We start from the raw sequence: 18,085 nt of genomic DNA, 5'->3' as shown, positions 1-18,085 counted from the left end.
CGTGGGACTCTCGTCGATCACGCCGAAGGTCGCGACGATGAAGAACGAGGCGTGGAAGGCCTACGCGAAGTGGGTCGAGACGCACTCGCGGGCGTCGGTGAGTCCGCCGTCGCCACTGGTCACGCAGTACGCCAACGAGATGTACGCCAAGATCGACCAGGCCTTCCTGTACTGGACGGCGACGCTGCCCGAGCCCGACCAGTACGACGAGGCCCTCGACGCACTGTCGACTGTGGACCATCTGATCACCGGCCCGGACGTGCGCGGCACCCTGGTGACGCTCAACGACCTGTCGCAGGACTGGAAGGGCGACGGGAACACCAACTTCCAGGAGAACTTCCTCGACAAGCTGCCCGGCATGACCGACCGGCACTCGAAGATGGTGCTGGCGCTGCACAACGCCTACAAGCTCGCCAAGGACATCGTCGAGACGAGCGAGAAGGACGCCAACAAGCTGGCCGACGAGGCGATCGCGGTCTTCAAGAAGCAGGCGGCCGCCGACGACGGGGTGAGCGCGTCGGACGCGAAGATCCTGCTCGACATGGTCGCGCTGGCGGCGGGCATCGCCAGCGCGGCGGCGACCGGTGGGGCGACGCTGGTGCTCGCCGGAATCGCGGGTGTGGCGAGCTTCGCGTCGAACCGGATCGAGGGCGCCGACGAGCCGGTGACGCTGAAAGGCGACTACGCGCTGGAGGTCGCCGACTCGATCGCCACGGAGGCGCACCGCATCAAGAACGAGACCGAGGAGGCCGCGGTCGGTCTGTCGCAACTGATCGGCCACGACATCCAGAAGATCAGCGAGTTCAACGACCACTACGTGCCGATGCGCCCGAACATCGCCGGACCGGTGTGACCGGGACCGGGACCGCGTCCCCCTCGCGCGGCTCCGGTCCCCCGCACCGTCGCCCGGGCGGGAGCCCGCGCGCGGGGGTGTCCACACCTTGCCCACGGGCACTACGCTCCTCCGCAAGCCGACCGAAGGACACGCCGATGAACGTCTCGCCCGACCCGCGTCCGCGGCCCGCCGTACTCGCGCTGCTCACCTTGTGGCGGATGGGCGTCGCGGCCTGCGGCCTCACCGGTGTCTATCTCGTCGTTTCCGAAGTCGACGACTTCTACTACCTCAGCCAGCTCGGCAGCCTCGCCGTCGGCGTCGTCTACATCGGACTCGCGCTCGTCCCGGTGTTCACCATGGGCCGGCGGCACGAACCGGGCTCCTCCTGGCTGCGCGGGTCCCTCGCGGTCGTGATGTCGCTGATCGCGGTGACCTCGATCCTGCTGCTCGACCCGGCCCTCGACCAGACGGGCTTCCTGCTGGAGCACCTCGTCACGCCGCTCGTCGTGGTCGCCGACTTCGTGCTCGTCGGCAGGGGCCAGTTCCGCACCCGCCCATGGGAACCGCTGACCTGGGTCGCGCTGCCGCTGGTGTACTTCGCCTTCCTGCTCGCCACGGGAGTCCAGGCCTACCAGAGCATCTTCGACCCGGACAGCCCCGAGTTCGTCCCGATCGTGCTCGGCTTCTTCGGCGCGCTCATCGTCTGCGGCTACGTGCTCTTCGGACTCGCCCGGCTGGTCGGCGCGATCCGGGCTCCGGCGCCCGCCGGACCGGTCGCCTCCACCCCCTGGTGACCCCCTGACCTGGGGCTATTGCCCGACTTCAGGGCAGCGCCCGTACCACGGCCGCCCGCTCGACATCCGCCGTTAACCTTCCGTCCGCCGCCGGCCGATAGACACACGTCGTGCGAATCCCCCTCGTCCGCCTGCTCGCCGGTGCCACCGGCCTCGCAGCGGCCTCCATCGTGCCCCTGTCCGCCCCCGCCGGGGCCGAGGAGTCGTCGGTGTTCCAGCGCACGGCGACCTTCCCGGTCTACCTGAACACCTCCGCCGAGGAGGAGACCGCCGCCGAGATCTCCGCGGTCACCGACGACGGCGAGACCCTGGTCTACACCGACAGCCCCGGTGAGCGCCTCGGCTTCGTCGACATCTCCGACCCGGCCGCGCCCAAGGCCGCCGGGATCCTGCCGCTCGACGGGGAACCGACCTCGGTCGCCGTCGCCGGGAACCGGATCCTCGCCGTCGTCAACACCAGTGCGGACTTCGTCGACACCTCCGGACGGCTCGTCGTGCTCGACGCGGACTCCCGCGAGGTCATCACGACCGTCGAGCTGGGCGGGCAGCCCGACTCCATCGCCGTCGACGGCGGGGACGACTTCGCGGCGATCGCCATCGAGAACGAGCGCGACGAGGACGTCGACGACGGCGACCTCCCGCAGGCCCCGGCCGGTTTCCTGGCGGTCGTCGACCTCGCCGACTACTCGGTGCGCGACGTCGCGCTGACCGGCATCGCCGACGTGGCAGCCGATGACCCCGAGCCGGAGTACGTCGCGATCAACGCGCGCGGCCAGGCCGTGGTCACCCTGCAGGAGAACAACCACATCGTGTTCGTCGACGTCGCGAGCGCGACGGTGACCGGCGACTTCTCCGCCGGTACGGCCACTGTGGACGGTGTGGACACCGTCGAGGACGGGATCATCGACCCGACGGGCTCCGTCACCGCCCCACGCGAGCCCGACGCGGTGGCCTGGGTCGGCGACGACCTGATCGCCACCGCCAACGAGGGCGACTGGAAGGGCGGCAGCCGCGGCTGGACCGTCTTCGGCACCGACGGCCGTGTCGTGGCCGACGCCGGGAACTCCTTCGAGCACCTCGCGATCACGCACGGCCTCTATCCCGAGCATCGCTCGGAGAACGCCGGCGCCGAGCCGGAAGGCCTGACCTACGGCGTCTACGACGGCGTCCCGTACATGTTCGTGGCCGCCGAGCGCGGCAACTTCGTCGCCGTCTACGACATGACCGACCCGGCGAAACCGCGCTTCACCCAGATCCTGCCGGTCACCAACGGGCCCGAGGGCCTGATCGCGGTGCCGTCGCGCGGGCTGTTCATCGTCTCCAGCGAAGAGGACCTCGCCGACGACGGGATCCGCTCCTCGGTGGCGCTCTTCAAGCTGGGCAGGGGATCGGCGTCGTTCCCGACGATCGTGTCCGACGCGCCGAACGGCGCCCCGATCCCGTGGGGCACGCTGTCGGGACTCACGGCCGACCCGGCCGACGCCGACGGGCTCTTCGCCGTGACGGACTCCGCCTACGCGCAGACCCGCCTGCTCGGCATCGACGTGTCGGGCGAGCCCGCGCGCATCACCTCGTCGATCCCGGTGACCAGGAACGGTTCGCCGGTCGGCTACGACGGCGAGGGGATCTTCGCGCGTCCCGGCGGCGGCTACTGGCTGGCCGCCGAAGGCAAGCCGAGTAAGGACGTCCCGAACCTGCTGGTGCGTCTCGACGGCAACGCCGTGGTGCAGCAGGAGATCCCGCTGCCGGCCGAGGTCGCCGCGGGGATGTCCGACAACGGCCTCGAAGGCGTCACCGCGACCGGGACCGGCGCCGACGAGGTCGTCTGGGTCGCCGTCCAGCGCCCGGTCGACGGTGAGGACACCGCCCGCCTCGGCCGCTACGCCGTCGCGACGGGCGAGTGGACGTGGCTGTCGTACAAGCTCGAATCCGCGCCCGAAGGCGTGACCGTCGGGCTGAGCGAGATCGTCGCCGTCGACGGCAAGACCCTCGCGGTCGTTGAACGCGACAACCAGCGCGGCACGAACGCGGCCGTCAAACGGGTGTACACGGTGGACGTCTCCGGCGTGACCGCCACCGCGACCGGCACTCCCCCGCTCGCCGCGAAGAAGTCCGCGATCGACGTCCTGCCCGTCCTCACCGCCGGACACGGCTGGACGCAGGACAAGCTCGAAGGACTGGCGATCGCCGGCAACGGCCGCGTCTACGCCGTCACCGACAACGACGCCGTCGAGGACGCCACCGGCGAGACGGTCTTCGCCGACCTCGGCAAGGCCACCGACCTCTTCGGCGGCAAGGGCGGCGGGGACGGCGACGGTCTCGCGACCACGGGCGCGAACGTGCCGATGATCCTCGCGGTCGCGGCGGCCGTCGCGGTTCTGGGCGGCGGGTTGTTCGTCTTCGCGCGCAGGCGGAAGGCGACGTTGTTCTGGTAGGACTCGGCGAAACGGAGGGCCCGGCCGTGGGCGGCCGGGCCCTCCTTCCTCGTCCGCCGGTGTCGGCCGCCGCCTATCCGAGCAGACCGAGAACTCCCGCGACGATTCCGCAGACCCCCGTCAACCCCTGGGCCCACCGGGTGAACGTGCTCTCCGTCCGGCGACTGATGAGGGCGAACAGCAGCAGCATCACGCCGCCGAGGATGAAGGCCCATGAGCCGAACACGCCGAGAAGATGCGCCATGAGCCGTCCCCTTGTCCCTTCGGGATGCCGTTTCCGCGCACGCTAGCCGATCCGGGATGGGTCGTGGGGACTCGATCCCGGCGCAGCCGACGCCCGGTGACGCGGCGGTCTATCCGAACGCCGCGACGACCTCCGCGAACAGCGGCTGCTTCCACCGGGGCGCAAGCCCGAGGTGATACAGACTCAACCGCCGTGCGCCCGCCGCGACGAGGCGTTCGACGTGCGGGAGGACTTCGTCCTCGGCGGCGGGTGAAAGCACCGTGACGTAGGCGTCGACGGGGATGCCGAGGCGGGCCGCGTCGGCGATCGCGTCGGCGGTCGCCGCGATCGTCGGCCAGGCGGGCACCAGCAGGGCGTCCACTTCGGACAGTGCCGCCGGGGTGATGCCCGGCGAGGGGCCGGTGGCCCACGGGTCGGGATTGGCGTGCAGCGTCACGGGGATGTCCGGGGTCACCTCGCGGATCGCGGCGAGGACCTGGGCGCGAAGCCGGTCGGCGGAGGCGTGACGTCCGCCCAGGATCTGCGCCTCGACGGCCGCGTCGAGGGGCTCGGGCGCGCCGACGGCCTCACCGTGGACGGCGGCGCGCAGGGCCGCGGTGACCTCGGCCGGATCGAGTCCCCGGCCCGACCACGCCGCCGCGCAGGCGGCGCAGCAGCAGACCGACAGCGACCGCGCGGCTTCTGGAGTCCAGGCGCCGTCGGTCTTCTCGTGGTGGCTCAGGTGAGTGACGCCCAGCTGGCCGCAGGCCTCCAGGGACACGGCGTCGGCGGGGGCGTCGCGGATCGCCTCGGCGGCGAGAGTGGCGGCGTAGTCGCGGACTTCCTCCTGTGCCGGGCAGAGGGCGTAGGGGTAGCGCTCGCCGAAGCAGTTGACGACGGTGAGTTCGGGGAAGGCGGTGCCGAGCCTGGTGTTGTGGGTCAGCACGATCCAGGCGGCGACGGACAGACCCGCGGTGTGGAGCTCCTCGGCGGCCCGGCCGTAGGGGTCTGCGGCGTCCATCCACTGTAGAGCGCGCGGACGCAGGCGCCTGCCATGCCAGACGGACTCGCGCACGGGCCGGTAGAGGGCGGCGAAGGACGCGTCGACGATCTGGTGATCCGGGTGAAGTGGCGTCGCCGCCCGCGTCGAGTGGTAGGACGCCGCCAGGGTCACCGCCGGGATGCCGTGCGCGGCGACCCGGGCGGTGAAGTCGGGATCGCCGAGGACGTCCCAGGGGTAGGCGTGCCCGGAGAACGTCACCATCGTGGCCTCTTGCGCTCGTAGGCCGGGTCGATCGACCGCATGTACCCGGTGTCGTTCCGCTCGGTGACGCCGCAGCGCAGGTAGTCGGCGTGCATCCGGGCGAGAGCGTCACGGTCGAGGGCCACACCGAGCCCCGGGCCGGTCGGCACTGCCACGGAACCGTCCACAAAGGTCAACGTTTCGGCGACGACGTCGGCGCCGCATTGCCACGGCGTGTGGGTGTCGGCGGCGTAGCTCAGGTTCGGCACGGCGGCGCCGAGGTGGACCATCGCGGCGAGGCTGATCCCCAGATGACTGTTGGAGTGCATGGACACGCCGATACCGAAGGTGCGGCAGATCGCGGCCAGTTCCGCCGATGCGCGCAACCCGCCCCAGTAGTGGTGATCGGACAGCACGACGCCGACCGAGCCCCGCCGGACCGACTCGGCGATGTCGCCGAACCCGATGACGCACATGTTGGTGGCCAGGGGCATCGAGGCCGAGCGGGCGACCTCCGCCATCCCCGCGAGGCCCTCGGTCGGGTCCTCCAGGTATTCGAGGAGACCCGTGGTGCGCTCGGCGACCCGCCGGGACGTCGCGGGAGTCCAGGCGCAGTTCGGATCGAGCCGCAACGGGTGTTCGGGGAATGCCTCTCGCAGCGCCTCGATCGCCGCGATCTCCTCGTCCGGGTGGAATACGCCGCCTTTGAGCTTGATGGAACCGAAACCGTAACGGTCGATCATCCCGCGGGCCTGCCGCACGATGCCCTCGGCGTCGAGCGCCTCGCCCCACTCGTCGGGTTCGGCGCCCGGATGGGCCGCCCACTTGTAGAACAGGTACGCCGAGAACGGGACCCGGTCACGGATGCGGCCCCCGAGCAGGTCGGCGACAGGCCGTTCGGTGGCGTGGCCCTGCACGTCGAGGCAGGCGACCTCGAAAGGCGAGACGACGCGCGCGAGGGTCTTCTCGGCGCTCGACGCACCGGTCAGGCCGTGACGATCGGGGGCGTCGACGACACCGATCGCGGCCGCGACGCGGCTGCGCAGATCGTTGAGGTTGAACGCGTCCAGGCCGATCAGGGCGCCTGCGGCCTTCTCCACGAGGACCAGATGCGCCGCGTCGCCGTAGGTCTCGCCGAGCCCGACCAGTCCCCCGTCGGCGTAGACCTCCACGATCGTGCGCAATGCCCACGGCTCGTGCACTCCGGCGGCGTTGAGCAACGGCGGATCCGGGAACGCGATCGGCGTGACGACGATGTGGCGAACGTCGAGCCTGCTCACTGCGCCTCCACGGTGGACACTCGGCCGGCCTCGATCCCCGCGAGCGCGGCGCGCCCGTCGGCGATGATCGCGGCGAGGCGGTCGACGTGGTCGGGCGAGGGGTCGACCAGTGGTGGGCGCACGCCGCCCATCGGCAGCCCGGCCAGTCGTGCACCCGCCTTCACCAGGGAGACAGCGTAACCGGGCACCTGGGCGCGGAGTGCCGCGAACGGGAGATAGAAGCGGGCGAGGAGGGTGCGGGTGGCGGTGTCGTCGCCGTCGGCGAAGGCGCGGTAGAAGGCGCCGGCGATGTCGGGGGCGAAGCACAGGACGGCCGAGGAGTAGCCCTCGACGCCGATCGCGCGGTAGGCCTGTGCGGACAGTTCGGCGGTAGGGAGTCCGTTGAGGAAACCGAACTCCCCGGCGCGGGCGTGACCGCTGGTGCGGACGGCGGTGACGAGCCGGAGCATGGCGTCGACGTCGCCGCGGCCGTCCTTGATCCCGGCGACGGTGGGGACGTCGAGCAGCGCGACGGCCGTCTCGGGGTCGAGGACGGCGTTGGCGCGCTGGTAGACGGTGATGGGCAGGCGCGCCGGTTCGGCGACGTAGCGGATGTGGCGCAACAGTCCGGCGGGCGTCGACTCGACCAGATAGGGCGGCAGCAGCAGGGCTCCGTCGGCTCCGCATTCGGCGGCGGCCGCGGCGAACTCGCGCGCGATGGCCGGTCCGCCGCCGATCCCGGCGTAGACCGGGAGGCGGCCCGCGGCGACCTTCACCGCCCTTCGCACGACCATGCGGAACTCGGCCATCGACAGCGCGGTGAACTCGCCGGTGCCGCAGGCGACGAACAGGCCGGAGGGCCCGGCCTCGATCTGGGCGGCGAGGTGGTCGGCGTAGACGGCGAGGTCGACGGTGTCGTCGGCGGCGAAAGGCGTGAGCGGGAAGGAGAGCAAGCCGTGCGGATGCATCGTGGTCGGGTCCAATCTGGAGGGACGGGGGGTCAGCCTTTGACCGCGCCCGCGGTCAGGCCTTTCATGAACTGCCGTTGCAGGGCGAGGAAGGCGATGACGGACGGCAGCAGGGCCAGGAGCGAGGCGGCCAGGAGCACGCCGAGTCCGACTTCTTCGTCGGACCGGAGGTTGCGCAGGGCGAGCGGGAGGGTGAACTGGCCGGCGTCCCGCGCGACGAGCAGCGGGAGCAGGTACTGGTCCCAGATCATGGTGAAGCCGAAGATGCCGATGACGCCAAGAGCCGGCCGGCACAGGGGAAGCACGATCGCGGTGAAGATGCGCAGTTCGCCGGCGCCGTCGATGCGGGCGGACTCCTCCAGTTCGACCGGGATCTCCTTCATGAACTCGGTCATCACCAGGATCGAAAAGCCCCACGCGGCGACGGGCAGGATCATGCCCCACAGCGAGCCGATGAGGTTGACGTGCACGACGGGCACGTCGGCGAGGACGAGCGAGAGCGGGATGGCCAGGATCTCCTCGGGCAGCATCATCGTCGACAGGATCAGCAGGAACACCAGTCGCATGCCCGGGAATCTCTTGCGTGCCAGTGCATATGAGGCCGAGACGGAGACGGCGATCTGGAGCAGGAGGCCGCCGCCGACGACCACGAAGGAGTTGAGCAGGTAGAGCAGGACGTCCCGGTCGATGGCTCGGGTGAAGTTGCCGAGGGTGAATCCCCGGGGGATCAGGGTGAACTCGGTCGGGCTGGTGACCTCGCCGAAGGCGCCGACGAGCAGGGCGAGAAGCGGCCCGGCGAAGATGACGACGACGACGGTGTGGAGCAGGATCCGCAGGACGCGGGTGAGCGGGCCGCGCGGGTAGGAGAGTCCGAGGGCGGTGTCGGTTCGGTTGCCGCGCCTCATGACGCGGCCTTGGAGTCGCGGCCACGCCTGGCGAAGCGGACGGCGAGGGTGAGCACGACGGTGGCCAGGAGCAGCAGGACCGAGCCCGCCGAGGCGACGCCGAGGTCGTGGCGTTCCAGGCCTACCTTGTAGATCAGGGTCATCAGCACCTCGGTGGATCCGTTGGGCCCGCCGTTGGTGAGCAGGAAGATCTCGGTGAAGACGCGCAGGCCGCGGATGGCGGCGAGGGTGAAGAGGATCGCGAAGACCGGGCGCAGCGCGGGAAGCGTGACATGCCAGATCCTGCGCGGGATGCTCGCGCCGTCGACCGAGGAGGCCTCGTAGAGGGTTCTGTCCACTCCGGACAGTCCGGCCAGGAAGATCATCATGTCGTAGGGGGCTCCGCGCCAGACGCCGACCGACATCACCGACCACAGCGAGGTGTCCTCGTCGTTGAGGAACTGCGAGGGTCCGAGACCGACCCAGCCGAGGACGCTGTTGACCGTCCCGTCGGGGCCCGGGTAGTAGAGGATGCGCCAGACCTCGGCGACGACGGCCATCGCGACGATCGTCGGCAGGAACACCGCCGTGCGCACGAACCACAGGTGTTTGGCGGTGCCTTCGAGCAGCAGCGCCAGGCCGAAACCGAGGACGAGCGAGCCACCGGTCTGGCCGACGGCGAGCACGACGGTCCGCACGATCGCCGAGGAGAAGGCCTCGTCGGTCAGGACGCGGGTGTAGTTGTCCATGCCGACCCACAGGTCGCCCAGGTAGGGGCGGACCTCGTGGAAACTCATGTCGAACGCGCGGCCCATGGGGACGAACTTGAACACGGTGAAGATGAGCAGCGCGGGCGCGAGGAAGAGCCACGCGGTTCCGGCGCCGCGCCAGCGGGTCCTTTGTGGACGACGCCGGGGGCGCGGCCGGTCGGCCACCGGTCCGGGCGGCGCCGTCGGCGGCACCGGCTCCGCCCGGGTTCCGGTGGCGCCCATCAGCCGCCCGCTCCCTGGCGGCCGAGCTCTTCGGCGAAGGTCGCGGCGAGCTCGTCGAGCGCGGTTCCGGCGGGGGTGTCGCAGTTGGACACGACGGCGTTGAGGGTCTCCGCCGAGCTCTGCAGGAAGGGGGTCCATTCGGGGACCTGGGGCACGTAGCGGGCCGAGCTCTGGTAGATGTCGTCGAAGGTCTGCCAGCGCGGGTCGGTGCGCACGCTCGCGAGGTCCACTGTGGAGTTGACCGGGAGGCGCACGATGTTGCCGGGCTGGTCGCCGTCCATGGCGAGGGTCTGGCCTTCGACGGAGACGGCGAACTCGGCGAACCGCTCCTGGCCGTCCTGGTTGTCGGAACCGGCCATGAGGTAGACGTTCTCGCCTTCGGCGAGCGCGGCGGGGGCGCCGCCGGGTCCGGCGGGCAGCGGTACGACCTCGTAGAGGTCCTTGCCGGGCTTGGCGTCGAACTTGCCCATCATGTACGGGCCGGTGAGATAGATGCCGCCGACGCCACTTTCGAAGTTGGGGTGCGCCTGGGTGGTCTCCAGGGTCGCCGCGCCGGGCACGACAAGGCCGTCGCAGAAGGACTTCTGGAACCATTCGACGGCGGCGAGCGAGGCGGCGCTGTTGATCGCGGGGGTGTACTTCCCGGGTTCGCCGGTGAAGAAGTCGCCGCCGGCGGCCCAGAGGAAGCTGGAGAAGTACCAGGCGGTGTAGCCGCGCTTGGTGGAGCCGGGGACGACGTAGCCGTAGGTGTCGGCCTCGCCGTTGCCGTCGGGGTCGTCCTTGGTGAACTTCGTCGCCAGCGCGTTGAGTTCGTCCCATGTGGACGGTACGCCGGCGCCGACCTTCTCGCGCCAGTCCTTGCGGATCAGCAGCGCGAAGGTCTGAGCGGAGAAGGGGACGGCGTAGGCCTTGCCGTCGGCGGCGGTGGCGGCGTCCCAGGAGATCGGCGTGAGCTGGTCGTGGCCCTCGACGGAGTCCTTCGCGATCTCGCGCACGAGGCCCTGCTTGACGAGCGTGCCGAGCTGGGCGGTGTCGTTGATGACGATGTCGGGCAGCTGCTTTTGGGCCGCGGCCTGCGAGAGCTTCGTCTCGAAGTCCTCGAAGATGGCGGTGACCTTCGTCGGGACCCCGGTCTTCTCGGTGAACGCTGCGGCGAGGTCCTTGGCGGTCTGCTCGGTCTCGGTCCCGGGCGGCTTGCGCACCCAGATGTCGAGCTGGCCCTTCGAGTCCTGTTCGGCGGCCGAACTTCCGCAACCGGCGACGCTGAGACCGACGACGAGGGCCGCCATCGGCACCACGAGTCGTAGTAATGCTCGACGTTGAGACATGTCACTGCCTCCCTATTCACATATGTGAATCGAGTCTGTGGATGTGATCGCTGTGCAACGACAAATTAACAGTCACTATGATGGCGGTCAAGGCGTCGACAGGACTTCGGATCCACCCCGCCTCGGACCGCCCCGGCCCCGGCCGACCCGCTTCATGTCGGTGCGGCACCGGGCGACGAGGCTCCGGAGACCGAGTCCGTCCACATGGGCGTCATGGGACAGAAGGGTGAACACATGCCACGCGGCCGTAGCGACTCTCCCGCCGAGAACGAGGGCTCGCTGGTCAAGTCCGCCGAGAGAACCGTCCGGATCCTTGAGGTCCTGGCGACCTCGCCGGTACGGCTCACCCTCGCGCAGCTCCAGGAGCGCACCGGCTACCCGCGCTCCAGCCTGCACGCGCTGGTCCGCACGCTGCGGGAACTCAAATGGATCGAGGCCGACGAGAGCGGCTCGGCCCTGGGCGTCGGGCCGCACGCGCTGCTGTCGGGAACGGCCTATCTCGATCGCGACCTCGCGCTACCCCACGCCAACGAGGCGCTCGAAGACCTCCGCGACGAACTCGGCTACACCTTCCACTACGCCCGCCGCGACGACGCGCACGTCCTCTACCTCGCCAGCCGCGAGGCCCGGGACACCGTGCGGACCGTGTCGAGGGTCGGCCGCCGGTTGCCCGCGCACCTCACCGCCCTTGGACAGGCGCTCCTCGCCGAGCTGACGCCCCAGGAGGTGGACGCCGTCCTGCCCGGTGAACTTGAGGTCTACACGAAACACACGATCACCTACCGCCACGCCCTGCACGGGGAGCTGGATCTCGTCCGCTCACGTGGATGGGCGCTCGAACGCGAGCAGGGCACCCTCGGTGTGGCCTGCATCGCCGCGGCCGTCGGCTACCGGATCCCCGCCACCGACGCGATCAGCTGCTCGATGCCGGCGCACCTGCTCAAGGAGGGTGAAGGGGAACGGGTCGCCGAAGCCCTCGTCGCGCGGACACGACAGCTGGCGGCGACGCTGCGAAGAGAAGGGATCCGGTAGGGGGTGCCACGTCGTTCGCCGGGCGCCGAGCGGCAGGCGGGCGGCGGGCGGCGGGCGGGCGACCGTGCTCGCGGCATGAACGCCGACCCCGACCCCGCGTGGACCCGGGATCTGATCGCCGACGACCCCGCGCCGCGCGCGGCGCGCGAACACCACCGCCGTGCGCTCGCCGCGCGAGTCGGGGCACGGCAATGGATCCACCAGATATGAGCGGTGGCGGGCACCCTTCGGCCGTCGGATCCCGCGCGGGCCGCCGAACTCGACCAGGCGTTCGCCGCCCGTCGTGACGCCGACGCCACCGAAGGCCAGATCTCGTGCTTCTGGTCCGCACGCCCCGGGAACGGCGTCTTCGAGAACGCGGCCGCGTACGCCGTCCATCCCTCGAATGGGAGCAGCGCTACCCGCACGAGTTCGACACGGCCGGCTGGAACCACTCCCGCCGGGGACGCGAAGAGGGCCTGCTGAGCCCCTTCGCCGGGAACGGCGTCCCGCTCGCGCCGCATGCCCTCATCGGCCTGGTGGTCGAGGCGGTCGAGGCGGTCGAGGCGGTCGAGGCGGTCGAGGCGGTCGAGGCGGTCGAGGCGGTCGAGGCGGTCGAGCGAACCTACCGCTGCAAGGATGGGATGTACCCGCGCGCCGCCCGCCGGGTCGACGGGCCGAAGCCGCGCGCCCGGCTGTCGGCGCGATACCGGGACGCGGACGCCGTGACCCCCTGCGCATCGGCAATCCGCGCTGGACACTCCGACGAGCCCGGCGCCGCGGTCGGCATCGGAACATGACGCAAGGGGCTCACGACGTCGGCATGGAACCCGGCGGCGGTGACGACCGCTCCTAGTTCGGCTCTCCCAGCGGGATCGAGCACCACCCGCCGCCGACGCGCTTGAGTTCCGGATCGCTCTCGTCGAGCGGCCCGTACTTCGCGAGCAGTTCCCCGGCGTGGGCCTCGGAGTCGTCCCGCGGGTCGTAGCCGATGGCCTCGCCTTCCTTCAGCGAGTACCAGCCGCGCGTGTTGCGACTGACGCCCCACACGATCCGATACCCGGGCTCCGATGTGGACAGACAGGCCTCGATGAGGCGGCCGCCGTCGTCGGGCGACATCCACAGCGACAGTCCGCGCACGTCGGGCGGCTTCGGGAACCACACGCCGATCCGCAGGACGATCACGCTCATGCCGAAGCGGTCGGCGAACAGCCGGCCCGCCGACTCGACCGCGACCTTCGACCACCCGTACAGGGTGTCGGGCCTGGCCGGGGCGTCGGCGGGGAGCCCACCGGGCGGGATGTCGGCACGGTCGTGGAAGCCGACCGCGTGATTGGACGACGCCAGGATCACCCGGCCGACACCGGCGCGGCGGGCCGCCTCCAGCACACGGTAGGTGCCGTGGACGTTGCGGTCGATGACGTCCTCGGCGCTCGCCTCACGACTCTGGCCGCCGAGGTGGACGACGGCGTCGGCGCCGTCGAAGTCCTTGGTGAGACCGTCGAGATCGGTGACCGAACGCCGCAGGAAGACCTCGCCCTCACCGGGCGGCGGGGAGGGTTCGACGAGGTCGAGCAGGCGGATCTCGCGGCCCTCGCGGCCGATCCGCGGGCGAAGCAGCCTGCCCACCTTCCCTGAGGCGCCGGTGATGACAATGCGTCCGTCTGCCATGGATCGACTCCCGGGGTCGGGTTGCGCGCTCATGCGAGCCTGGGTTCAGCGGGACTCAAGGTACCGCAGTCGTGGACTCCTACCTAGCATCCGGATCGCGTTCACATACTCGAACGATGCATCCAGATATGTAGACACGAGCCAAATATGAGATCTATAGTTGACACGCTGGACGACATCTCCTAACGTGACGCTCACGGTCACCGTGGCGTGCCGGCGAGGCCCCCGGGACCACGCTTGGGAGGCAGCCATGCAGCAACAGTTACGTCCACGACTACGGCTCACCGTCGTCTCCGCCGCGGCGGTCACCGCCGCCGTCACGGCCGGAGCGATCGTCATCGCGATCTCGGCCTCGCCCGATCCGGCGGCGTCACCGGGTGCGGCGGCGGGCGGTCTCGACCTGTCGGCGGCCAACCGGCGGGCGCCCGTCGACGGGCTGTACGACTGGTCGAAGGCCGGATACCGGGGCGACGGCGTCCTGCCCGGACCGCAGCAGGTAAACCCCGACCAGGCCTGCCGGATCGACGCGGCCGAACTCGCCGCCGACTACGACGTCCGGCCCGGCGACGGCGCCGACGACACCGCCGGGATCCAGGCCGCGATCGACGCGATCCGCGACACCTGCTCGGCCTCGGCGAGCCACGACCGGCTCAGCCTCATCACGCTTCCGGCGGGGAACCTCGACGTGTCGCGGCAGCTCGGCGTCGACGCCGACTACACGATCATCCGCGGCGCCGGGTCGGCACCCGGATCGGGCACGCTCATCACCTACCGGCCCGACGCGAACACCGTCTACGACGCACTCACCGAGGACGGCTCGGACTGGGACGAGGACGGCATGACCTGGGGCCAGGGCACCGGCGGATGGCTGTGGCCGGGCCGGGGTCTGTTCCGCGTCCAGTCGCGCGCGGTCCACAGCTCGTACGCCTCCGACCACGCCGGCGCACCGGCCAATCGCAAGGATCTGTTCGAGGGCACGGTGAACGTGCACTGGAAGTCGGGGAGCAAGCTCCGCGACAAGCCCGGTGACACCGGGTTCGCCGCCCGCACCGGGGACACCGTCGTGCACCTGGCGTCGAACGCCGACATGGGTGGCTTCCGGCCGGGTGGGCTGGTCAACGTCCGTGGCGCCAACAGCCTTGAGTTCTACGAGCGGATGAAGGCGACGCCCACCGAGCACGCGCTTCAGAACATCCACATGCGACAGCAGATCTTCACGATCGCCGCCGTCGACACGAGTGCCCGCACCATCACCGTCGACAAGCCCCTGGAGTTCGACCTGCCGGTGACGTCCACATCGGATGGTTCGGCGCCGATCGACGGGAAGGTCTACGACTCCAAGGCCGCCCCGCTGGTGGACCCCGTCGTCGGGGTCGGCATCGAGGATCTCGCCTTCACGCAGGCGATCGACGGCCTCGATCCGGCCGGTGCCGCGCACAACTACGGGAACATGGCGCCCGCGCGGGAGATGCACGGGATCGTGTTCAAGTGGGCGGCCGACAGCTGGGTGCGCGGGGTGCGCGCCGAGATGACCGGGTCGCACCCGATCGTGACGGAGGAGGCCTACCGCCTGCAGATCGTCGGGAACACGCTCAACGGCTCGTGGAACAAGGGCAAGGGCGGCAACGGCTACCTGCGCGGATCCCGTGTGTGGGACTCGATCTACGCGGGGAACACCACGCGCGGGCTGCGGCACTTCACGTTCCAGTGGTCGGCCTCGGGCAACGTCGTGATCGGCAACGACTTCGACTCCGACCTGAACCTGCACGGCGGATGGGAACGGCACAACCTGTTCGAACTCAACACCGTGACCGTGCCCTACGACCACCGTTCGGGGAGCTGCACCGTCAACTGCGGCGAGGAAGGCGGTGGCGGGACCGACGACTCGACCTGGTTCCCGATCTGGTGGGGCGCCGGGCGGAAGGCGGTGAAGTGGTCGGGCGCCTCCGGGCCACGCAACGTCTTCCACAACAACGCGATGACGAAGCAGACCGCGCCGAACGGTGCCTGGATCGCCTACTACGACGACGAACAGCGCGTCTACCAGTTCGGCTGGGACGGTTCGGCGTGGCGGCACCTCGACGCCGGCGGGACGCCGATCCCCGACTGGGCCGGCCGCGAGCGAGGTGACTACACCGGCGGGCACGGCGTCCACGCCGAGCTGACCGACGCCGCGCCCTCACTGTTCCTCCGCTCCACCGACACCGGACCGTCACCGACCGGCCCGCCGGGCCCGACGGGGACGACGTCGGCGTCGCCGTCGTCGACTCCCCCGAGCTCAAGTCCGACGCCGACACCGGATCCGTCGGCCTGCCTGACCGCGACCTTCACCCGGACGAAGACCTGGACCGGCGGCTACAGCGGAGACGTGTCGGTGACCAACGGCTGCGCCGCGGTCGTTCCGAAGTGGACGGTCGTCTTCGCGCTCCCGGCCGGCACGACCGTGAGCAAGGCCTGGAACGCGACGCACACGGCGAACGGAACGCTGCAGACCTTCGTGAACGTGGCGAGCAACGGAAACCTCAAACCCGGCGCCACCAAGACCTTCGGCTTCAACGCCAAGGGAACGGGACCGCCGTCGGGATGCACGGTCAACGGGAAGCCCTGCGGGGGTTAGGACGGGCGCGGGGGCGGCACCGAGTCCGGTGCCGCCCCCGCCCTTCCACCCCCGAGCCGCCCACGTGGGACGGACGGGGACCCCGTGGACTCCCTACTCGCCACAGGGTCCCCCTCCTCGGACGGATGTCGCCATCCGTTCCCGCCGGGCCGGTGCCGCGGCCCGGCGGGAACGCCCCGTCCGAGGGGGAATCAGCCGGCCGGCGTCTTGTTCATCTCGGTCGCCTGGACGATCGTGTCCACCTGGGCGCAGTCGGCGGCCGTGATACCGGCGGTGCCCGCCGAGGCGAGCGCGTTGCAGGCCTGCGGCAGCACGGTGTTGAGTTCGCCGTAGGTCGCCGAGGAGGTGAGCGTGTGCTGGACGCGCCACCAGATCTGCTCGGCCTTGTCCAGCCCGAGACCGGTGATGGTCCGTCCGTTGAAGGAACCACCGTCGACCATCAGGAACGCGGCCTTGTTGCCCACGCCGGAGTTGATGTGCACGTAGGCGCTGTTGCTGGTGCCGGTGTACCAGTTGGCGCTGCCGACGCGGTCGGGGTCGCCGAAGCGGCCCGGGTCGGCCATGTCGCGGATCGCACCGATCGAGGCCGGGAGGTCCTCGCCGAGGTCCCAGCGGACGCCCGCGCCGTCGTTGCCGACGCCGTTGACGAGGTCGCTGTACTCGCCGAAGATGTCCGAAAGGGACTCGTTGATGGCGCCGCTCTGGCTGGAGTACTCCAGGCCGGAGGTGAACTCGGTGACGCCGTGGGTGAGCTCGTGGGCGATGACGTCGTCGGCGGAGGCGAAGCCGGTGCCGAAGGTCATGCCCTTGCCGTTCCAGAACGCGTTCTCCATCGGGCATCCGTAGCCCGGGACGCAGGCGCGGACGATGGCGCGCAGGCGCTTGACGTTGTCGCCGGTCGCCTTCGAGCCGATGCCGGCCGTCAGGTCGTAGCCGAACGCGTCGGCGTAGTAGTCGGACGTGGCGCCGAACATGTCGTAGGCGTCGTCGACGTCGGCGTTGCCGGTCGGGGCCTGGCCCTCCTTGCGGGTGGCGTTCTTCGACACGCAGACCTTGCTGGTCGAGACGCTGCCGCTGTTGACGTCGCACACGACGCGGCTGGCCGCCTCGTGCTTGTGCGACATGCGCAGCACCTCGGCGCCGGTCGTGGCGTCGTAGAGGACCTCGCCGCCGAAGCCGATGAGGCCGTGGGGTTCGACCGTAACCGACCAGACCAGCGTCAGGTCCCCTGTGGACGGTGCGCCCGCCCAGATGGCGGGGTCGAACCAGGCCAGGCTCGGCTTGCCGGCGGTCAGGTCCTTGACCGCGACGTCGGCCTCGTCGGCGAACTCCTTGAGGGCCTTGCCGCGCAGCGCGTCCGGCTTCTTCCTGCCGGGGGTGGCGTCGAGGCCGAGGTTGGAGCTGAGGTTGCCGTGGATCGAGGTCAGTGCGCCGGTGTCGTCGAGGACCGTGACGAGCTGGCCGCCGAGGACCGGTACGGCGTCGACGGTCTGGTCGAAACGCACGACCGTGCCGCCCGGGATCGCCGTCGCGGGCCGCGCGACGAGGAGCTTCGGGTCGACGCCGAACCTGCCGGCGAAGGCGGACACGTGGTCGGTCGCCTGCTCGGTGGCATTGCCGGAGCCACCGTCGCGAAGCGTGTGACCGGCCGGCGCCGACAGGCCGGTGAGTTCGCCGGCGGTGTCGACGGCGACCCTGATCCCCTCGCCGGAAACGGGATCGGCCGACGCCTGGGTCGTCGCGAAGACGCCCGCGCTTAAAAGACCGGTGAGCGCGACCGCGATGGCCGTGCGAGTGAGGGGCCGAGAAAGCCCTGCCATGTCGT

16 protein-coding genes are annotated in these 18,085 nt (G+C 70.6%); 7 read left to right on the top strand and 9 right to left on the bottom strand.

Going from position 1 to position 18,085, the window contains the following annotated elements; all coding sequences use genetic code 11:
* The first annotated feature begins 1 nt into the window (after nucleotide 1).
* The 3 genes from HNR73_RS09875 to HNR73_RS09865 all read left to right on the top strand — a co-directional run bounded on the left by HNR73_RS09875 (nucleotide 2) and on the right by HNR73_RS09865 (nucleotide 4,064).
* Nucleotides 2-853: a hypothetical protein gene (locus HNR73_RS09875; protein ID WP_184787055.1), complete on the top strand. Its 852-nt coding sequence runs from the start codon at nucleotides 2-4 to the stop codon at nucleotides 851-853.
* A 137-nt stretch (nucleotides 854-990) separates the two neighbouring features.
* On the top strand, nucleotides 991-1,629 hold the full coding sequence (locus HNR73_RS09870) for a hypothetical protein (RefSeq protein WP_184787054.1): 639 nt from the start codon (nucleotides 991-993) through the stop codon (nucleotides 1,627-1,629).
* Between the two features lie 110 nt (nucleotides 1,630-1,739).
* The gene (locus tag HNR73_RS09865) at nucleotides 1,740-4,064 is read left to right on the top strand and encodes an esterase-like activity of phytase family protein (RefSeq protein WP_184787053.1); all 2,325 of its coding nucleotides are present in this window, start codon (nucleotides 1,740-1,742) and stop codon (nucleotides 4,062-4,064) included.
* A gap of 73 nt (nucleotides 4,065-4,137) precedes the next feature.
* Here HNR73_RS09865 and HNR73_RS09860 read toward each other — a convergent pair whose 3' ends face one another.
* From HNR73_RS09860 to HNR73_RS09830, 7 genes are all read right to left on the bottom strand, one after another.
* Nucleotides 4,138-4,308: a hypothetical protein gene (locus tag HNR73_RS09860; protein WP_184787052.1), complete on the bottom strand. Its 171-nt coding sequence runs from the start codon at nucleotides 4,306-4,308 to the stop codon at nucleotides 4,138-4,140.
* A gap of 109 nt (nucleotides 4,309-4,417) precedes the next feature.
* Complete coding sequence (locus HNR73_RS09855; RefSeq protein WP_184787051.1) at nucleotides 4,418-5,551, bottom strand: hypothetical protein; 1,134 nt, start codon at nucleotides 5,549-5,551, stop codon at nucleotides 4,418-4,420.
* Nucleotides 5,545-6,810 (bottom strand): glucarate dehydratase family protein, encoded by a 1,266-nt coding sequence (locus tag HNR73_RS09850; RefSeq protein WP_203686144.1) that lies wholly within the window; start codon nucleotides 6,808-6,810, stop codon nucleotides 5,545-5,547. The genes HNR73_RS09855 and HNR73_RS09850 overlap by 7 nt, the downstream gene beginning before the upstream one ends.
* A complete protein-coding gene (locus HNR73_RS09845; RefSeq protein WP_184787050.1) occupies nucleotides 6,807-7,757 on the bottom strand; it encodes a 5-dehydro-4-deoxyglucarate dehydratase in 951 nt (316 codons plus the stop codon). Before HNR73_RS09845 ends, HNR73_RS09850 begins: the two co-directional genes overlap by 4 nt.
* A 32-nt stretch (nucleotides 7,758-7,789) precedes the next feature.
* The gene (locus HNR73_RS09840) at nucleotides 7,790-8,662 is read right to left on the bottom strand and encodes a carbohydrate ABC transporter permease (protein WP_184787049.1); all 873 of its coding nucleotides are present in this window, start codon (nucleotides 8,660-8,662) and stop codon (nucleotides 7,790-7,792) included.
* Nucleotides 8,659-9,633, bottom strand: a complete 975-nt coding sequence (locus HNR73_RS09835; RefSeq protein WP_184787048.1) for a carbohydrate ABC transporter permease — start codon at nucleotides 9,631-9,633, stop codon at nucleotides 8,659-8,661. The genes HNR73_RS09840 and HNR73_RS09835 overlap by 4 nt, the downstream gene beginning before the upstream one ends.
* Nucleotides 9,633-10,961 carry a sugar ABC transporter substrate-binding protein gene (locus HNR73_RS09830; protein WP_239122116.1) on the bottom strand — a complete coding sequence of 443 codons (1,329 nt, stop codon included), beginning with the start codon at nucleotides 10,959-10,961 and terminating at the stop codon, nucleotides 9,633-9,635. The genes HNR73_RS09835 and HNR73_RS09830 overlap by 1 nt, the downstream gene beginning before the upstream one ends.
* Nucleotides 10,962-11,195: 234 nt before the next feature.
* On the opposite strand from HNR73_RS09830, the gene HNR73_RS09825 reads away from it, so the two are divergent.
* The 3 genes from HNR73_RS09825 to HNR73_RS09815 all read left to right on the top strand — a co-directional run bounded on the left by HNR73_RS09825 (nucleotide 11,196) and on the right by HNR73_RS09815 (nucleotide 12,772).
* Complete coding sequence (locus HNR73_RS09825) at nucleotides 11,196-11,993, top strand: IclR family transcriptional regulator (RefSeq protein ID WP_184787047.1); 798 nt, start codon at nucleotides 11,196-11,198, stop codon at nucleotides 11,991-11,993.
* 3 nt (nucleotides 11,994-11,996) lie between these two features.
* Nucleotides 11,997-12,203: a hypothetical protein gene (locus HNR73_RS09820; RefSeq protein WP_184787046.1), complete on the top strand. Its 207-nt coding sequence runs from the start codon at nucleotides 11,997-11,999 to the stop codon at nucleotides 12,201-12,203.
* A 104-nt stretch (nucleotides 12,204-12,307) separates the two neighbouring features.
* Nucleotides 12,308-12,772 carry a hypothetical protein gene (locus tag HNR73_RS09815; RefSeq protein WP_184787045.1) on the top strand — a complete coding sequence of 155 codons (465 nt, stop codon included), beginning with the start codon at nucleotides 12,308-12,310 and terminating at the stop codon, nucleotides 12,770-12,772.
* A 52-nt stretch (nucleotides 12,773-12,824) separates the two neighbouring features.
* Here the strand turns inward: HNR73_RS09815 and HNR73_RS09810 are convergent, their stop codons facing one another.
* The gene (locus HNR73_RS09810; RefSeq protein ID WP_184787044.1) at nucleotides 12,825-13,643 is read right to left on the bottom strand and encodes an NAD-dependent epimerase/dehydratase family protein; all 819 of its coding nucleotides are present in this window, start codon (nucleotides 13,641-13,643) and stop codon (nucleotides 12,825-12,827) included.
* Between the two features lie 250 nt (nucleotides 13,644-13,893).
* On the opposite strand from HNR73_RS09810, the gene HNR73_RS09805 reads away from it, so the two are divergent.
* Entirely contained in the window at nucleotides 13,894-16,260 is a 2,367-nt protein-coding gene (locus tag HNR73_RS09805) for a cellulose binding domain-containing protein (protein ID WP_184787043.1), read from the top strand.
* Nucleotides 16,261-16,451: 191 nt separating this feature from the next.
* Here HNR73_RS09805 and HNR73_RS09800 read toward each other — a convergent pair whose 3' ends face one another.
* On the bottom strand, nucleotides 16,452-18,080 hold the full coding sequence (locus tag HNR73_RS09800; protein WP_184787042.1) for a M4 family metallopeptidase: 1,629 nt from the start codon (nucleotides 18,078-18,080) through the stop codon (nucleotides 16,452-16,454).
* Between the last annotated feature and the right edge of the window lie 5 nt (nucleotides 18,081-18,085).

Source organism: Phytomonospora endophytica (assembly GCF_014202425.1).
Taxonomy (GTDB): Bacteria; Actinomycetota; Actinomycetes; order Mycobacteriales; family Micromonosporaceae; genus Phytomonospora; species Phytomonospora endophytica.
Note: the sequence above shows the minus strand (reverse complement) of the source record. Positions and strands in the feature narration are given on the sequence as shown.

Excerpts from the sequence above, each read along its gene's own strand:
- HNR73_RS09825 (WP_184787047.1), top strand. The coding sequence starts at position 11,196 with ATGCCACGCGGCCGTAGCGACTCTCCCGCCGAGAACGAGGGCTCGCTG.
- HNR73_RS09855 (WP_184787051.1), bottom strand. The coding sequence starts at position 5,551 with ATGGTGACGTTCTCCGGGCACGCCTACCCCTGGGACGTCCTCGGCGAT.
- HNR73_RS09845 (WP_184787050.1), bottom strand. The coding sequence starts at position 7,757 with ATGCATCCGCACGGCTTGCTCTCCTTCCCGCTCACGCCTTTCGCCGCC.
- HNR73_RS09840 (WP_184787049.1), bottom strand. The coding sequence starts at position 8,662 with ATGAGGCGCGGCAACCGAACCGACACCGCCCTCGGACTCTCCTACCCG.
- HNR73_RS09835 (WP_184787048.1), bottom strand. The coding sequence starts at position 9,633 with ATGGGCGCCACCGGAACCCGGGCGGAGCCGGTGCCGCCGACGGCGCCG.
- HNR73_RS09810 (WP_184787044.1), bottom strand. The coding sequence starts at position 13,643 with ATGGCAGACGGACGCATTGTCATCACCGGCGCCTCAGGGAAGGTGGGC.
- HNR73_RS09830 (WP_239122116.1), bottom strand. The coding sequence starts at position 10,961 with ATGTCTCAACGTCGAGCATTACTACGACTCGTGGTGCCGATGGCGGCC.
- HNR73_RS09860 (WP_184787052.1), bottom strand. The coding sequence starts at position 4,308 with ATGGCGCATCTTCTCGGCGTGTTCGGCTCATGGGCCTTCATCCTCGGC.
- HNR73_RS09805 (WP_184787043.1), top strand. The coding sequence starts at position 13,894 with ATGCAGCAACAGTTACGTCCACGACTACGGCTCACCGTCGTCTCCGCC.
- HNR73_RS09870 (WP_184787054.1), top strand. The coding sequence starts at position 991 with ATGAACGTCTCGCCCGACCCGCGTCCGCGGCCCGCCGTACTCGCGCTG.
- HNR73_RS09800 (WP_184787042.1), bottom strand. The coding sequence starts at position 18,080 with ATGGCAGGGCTTTCTCGGCCCCTCACTCGCACGGCCATCGCGGTCGCG.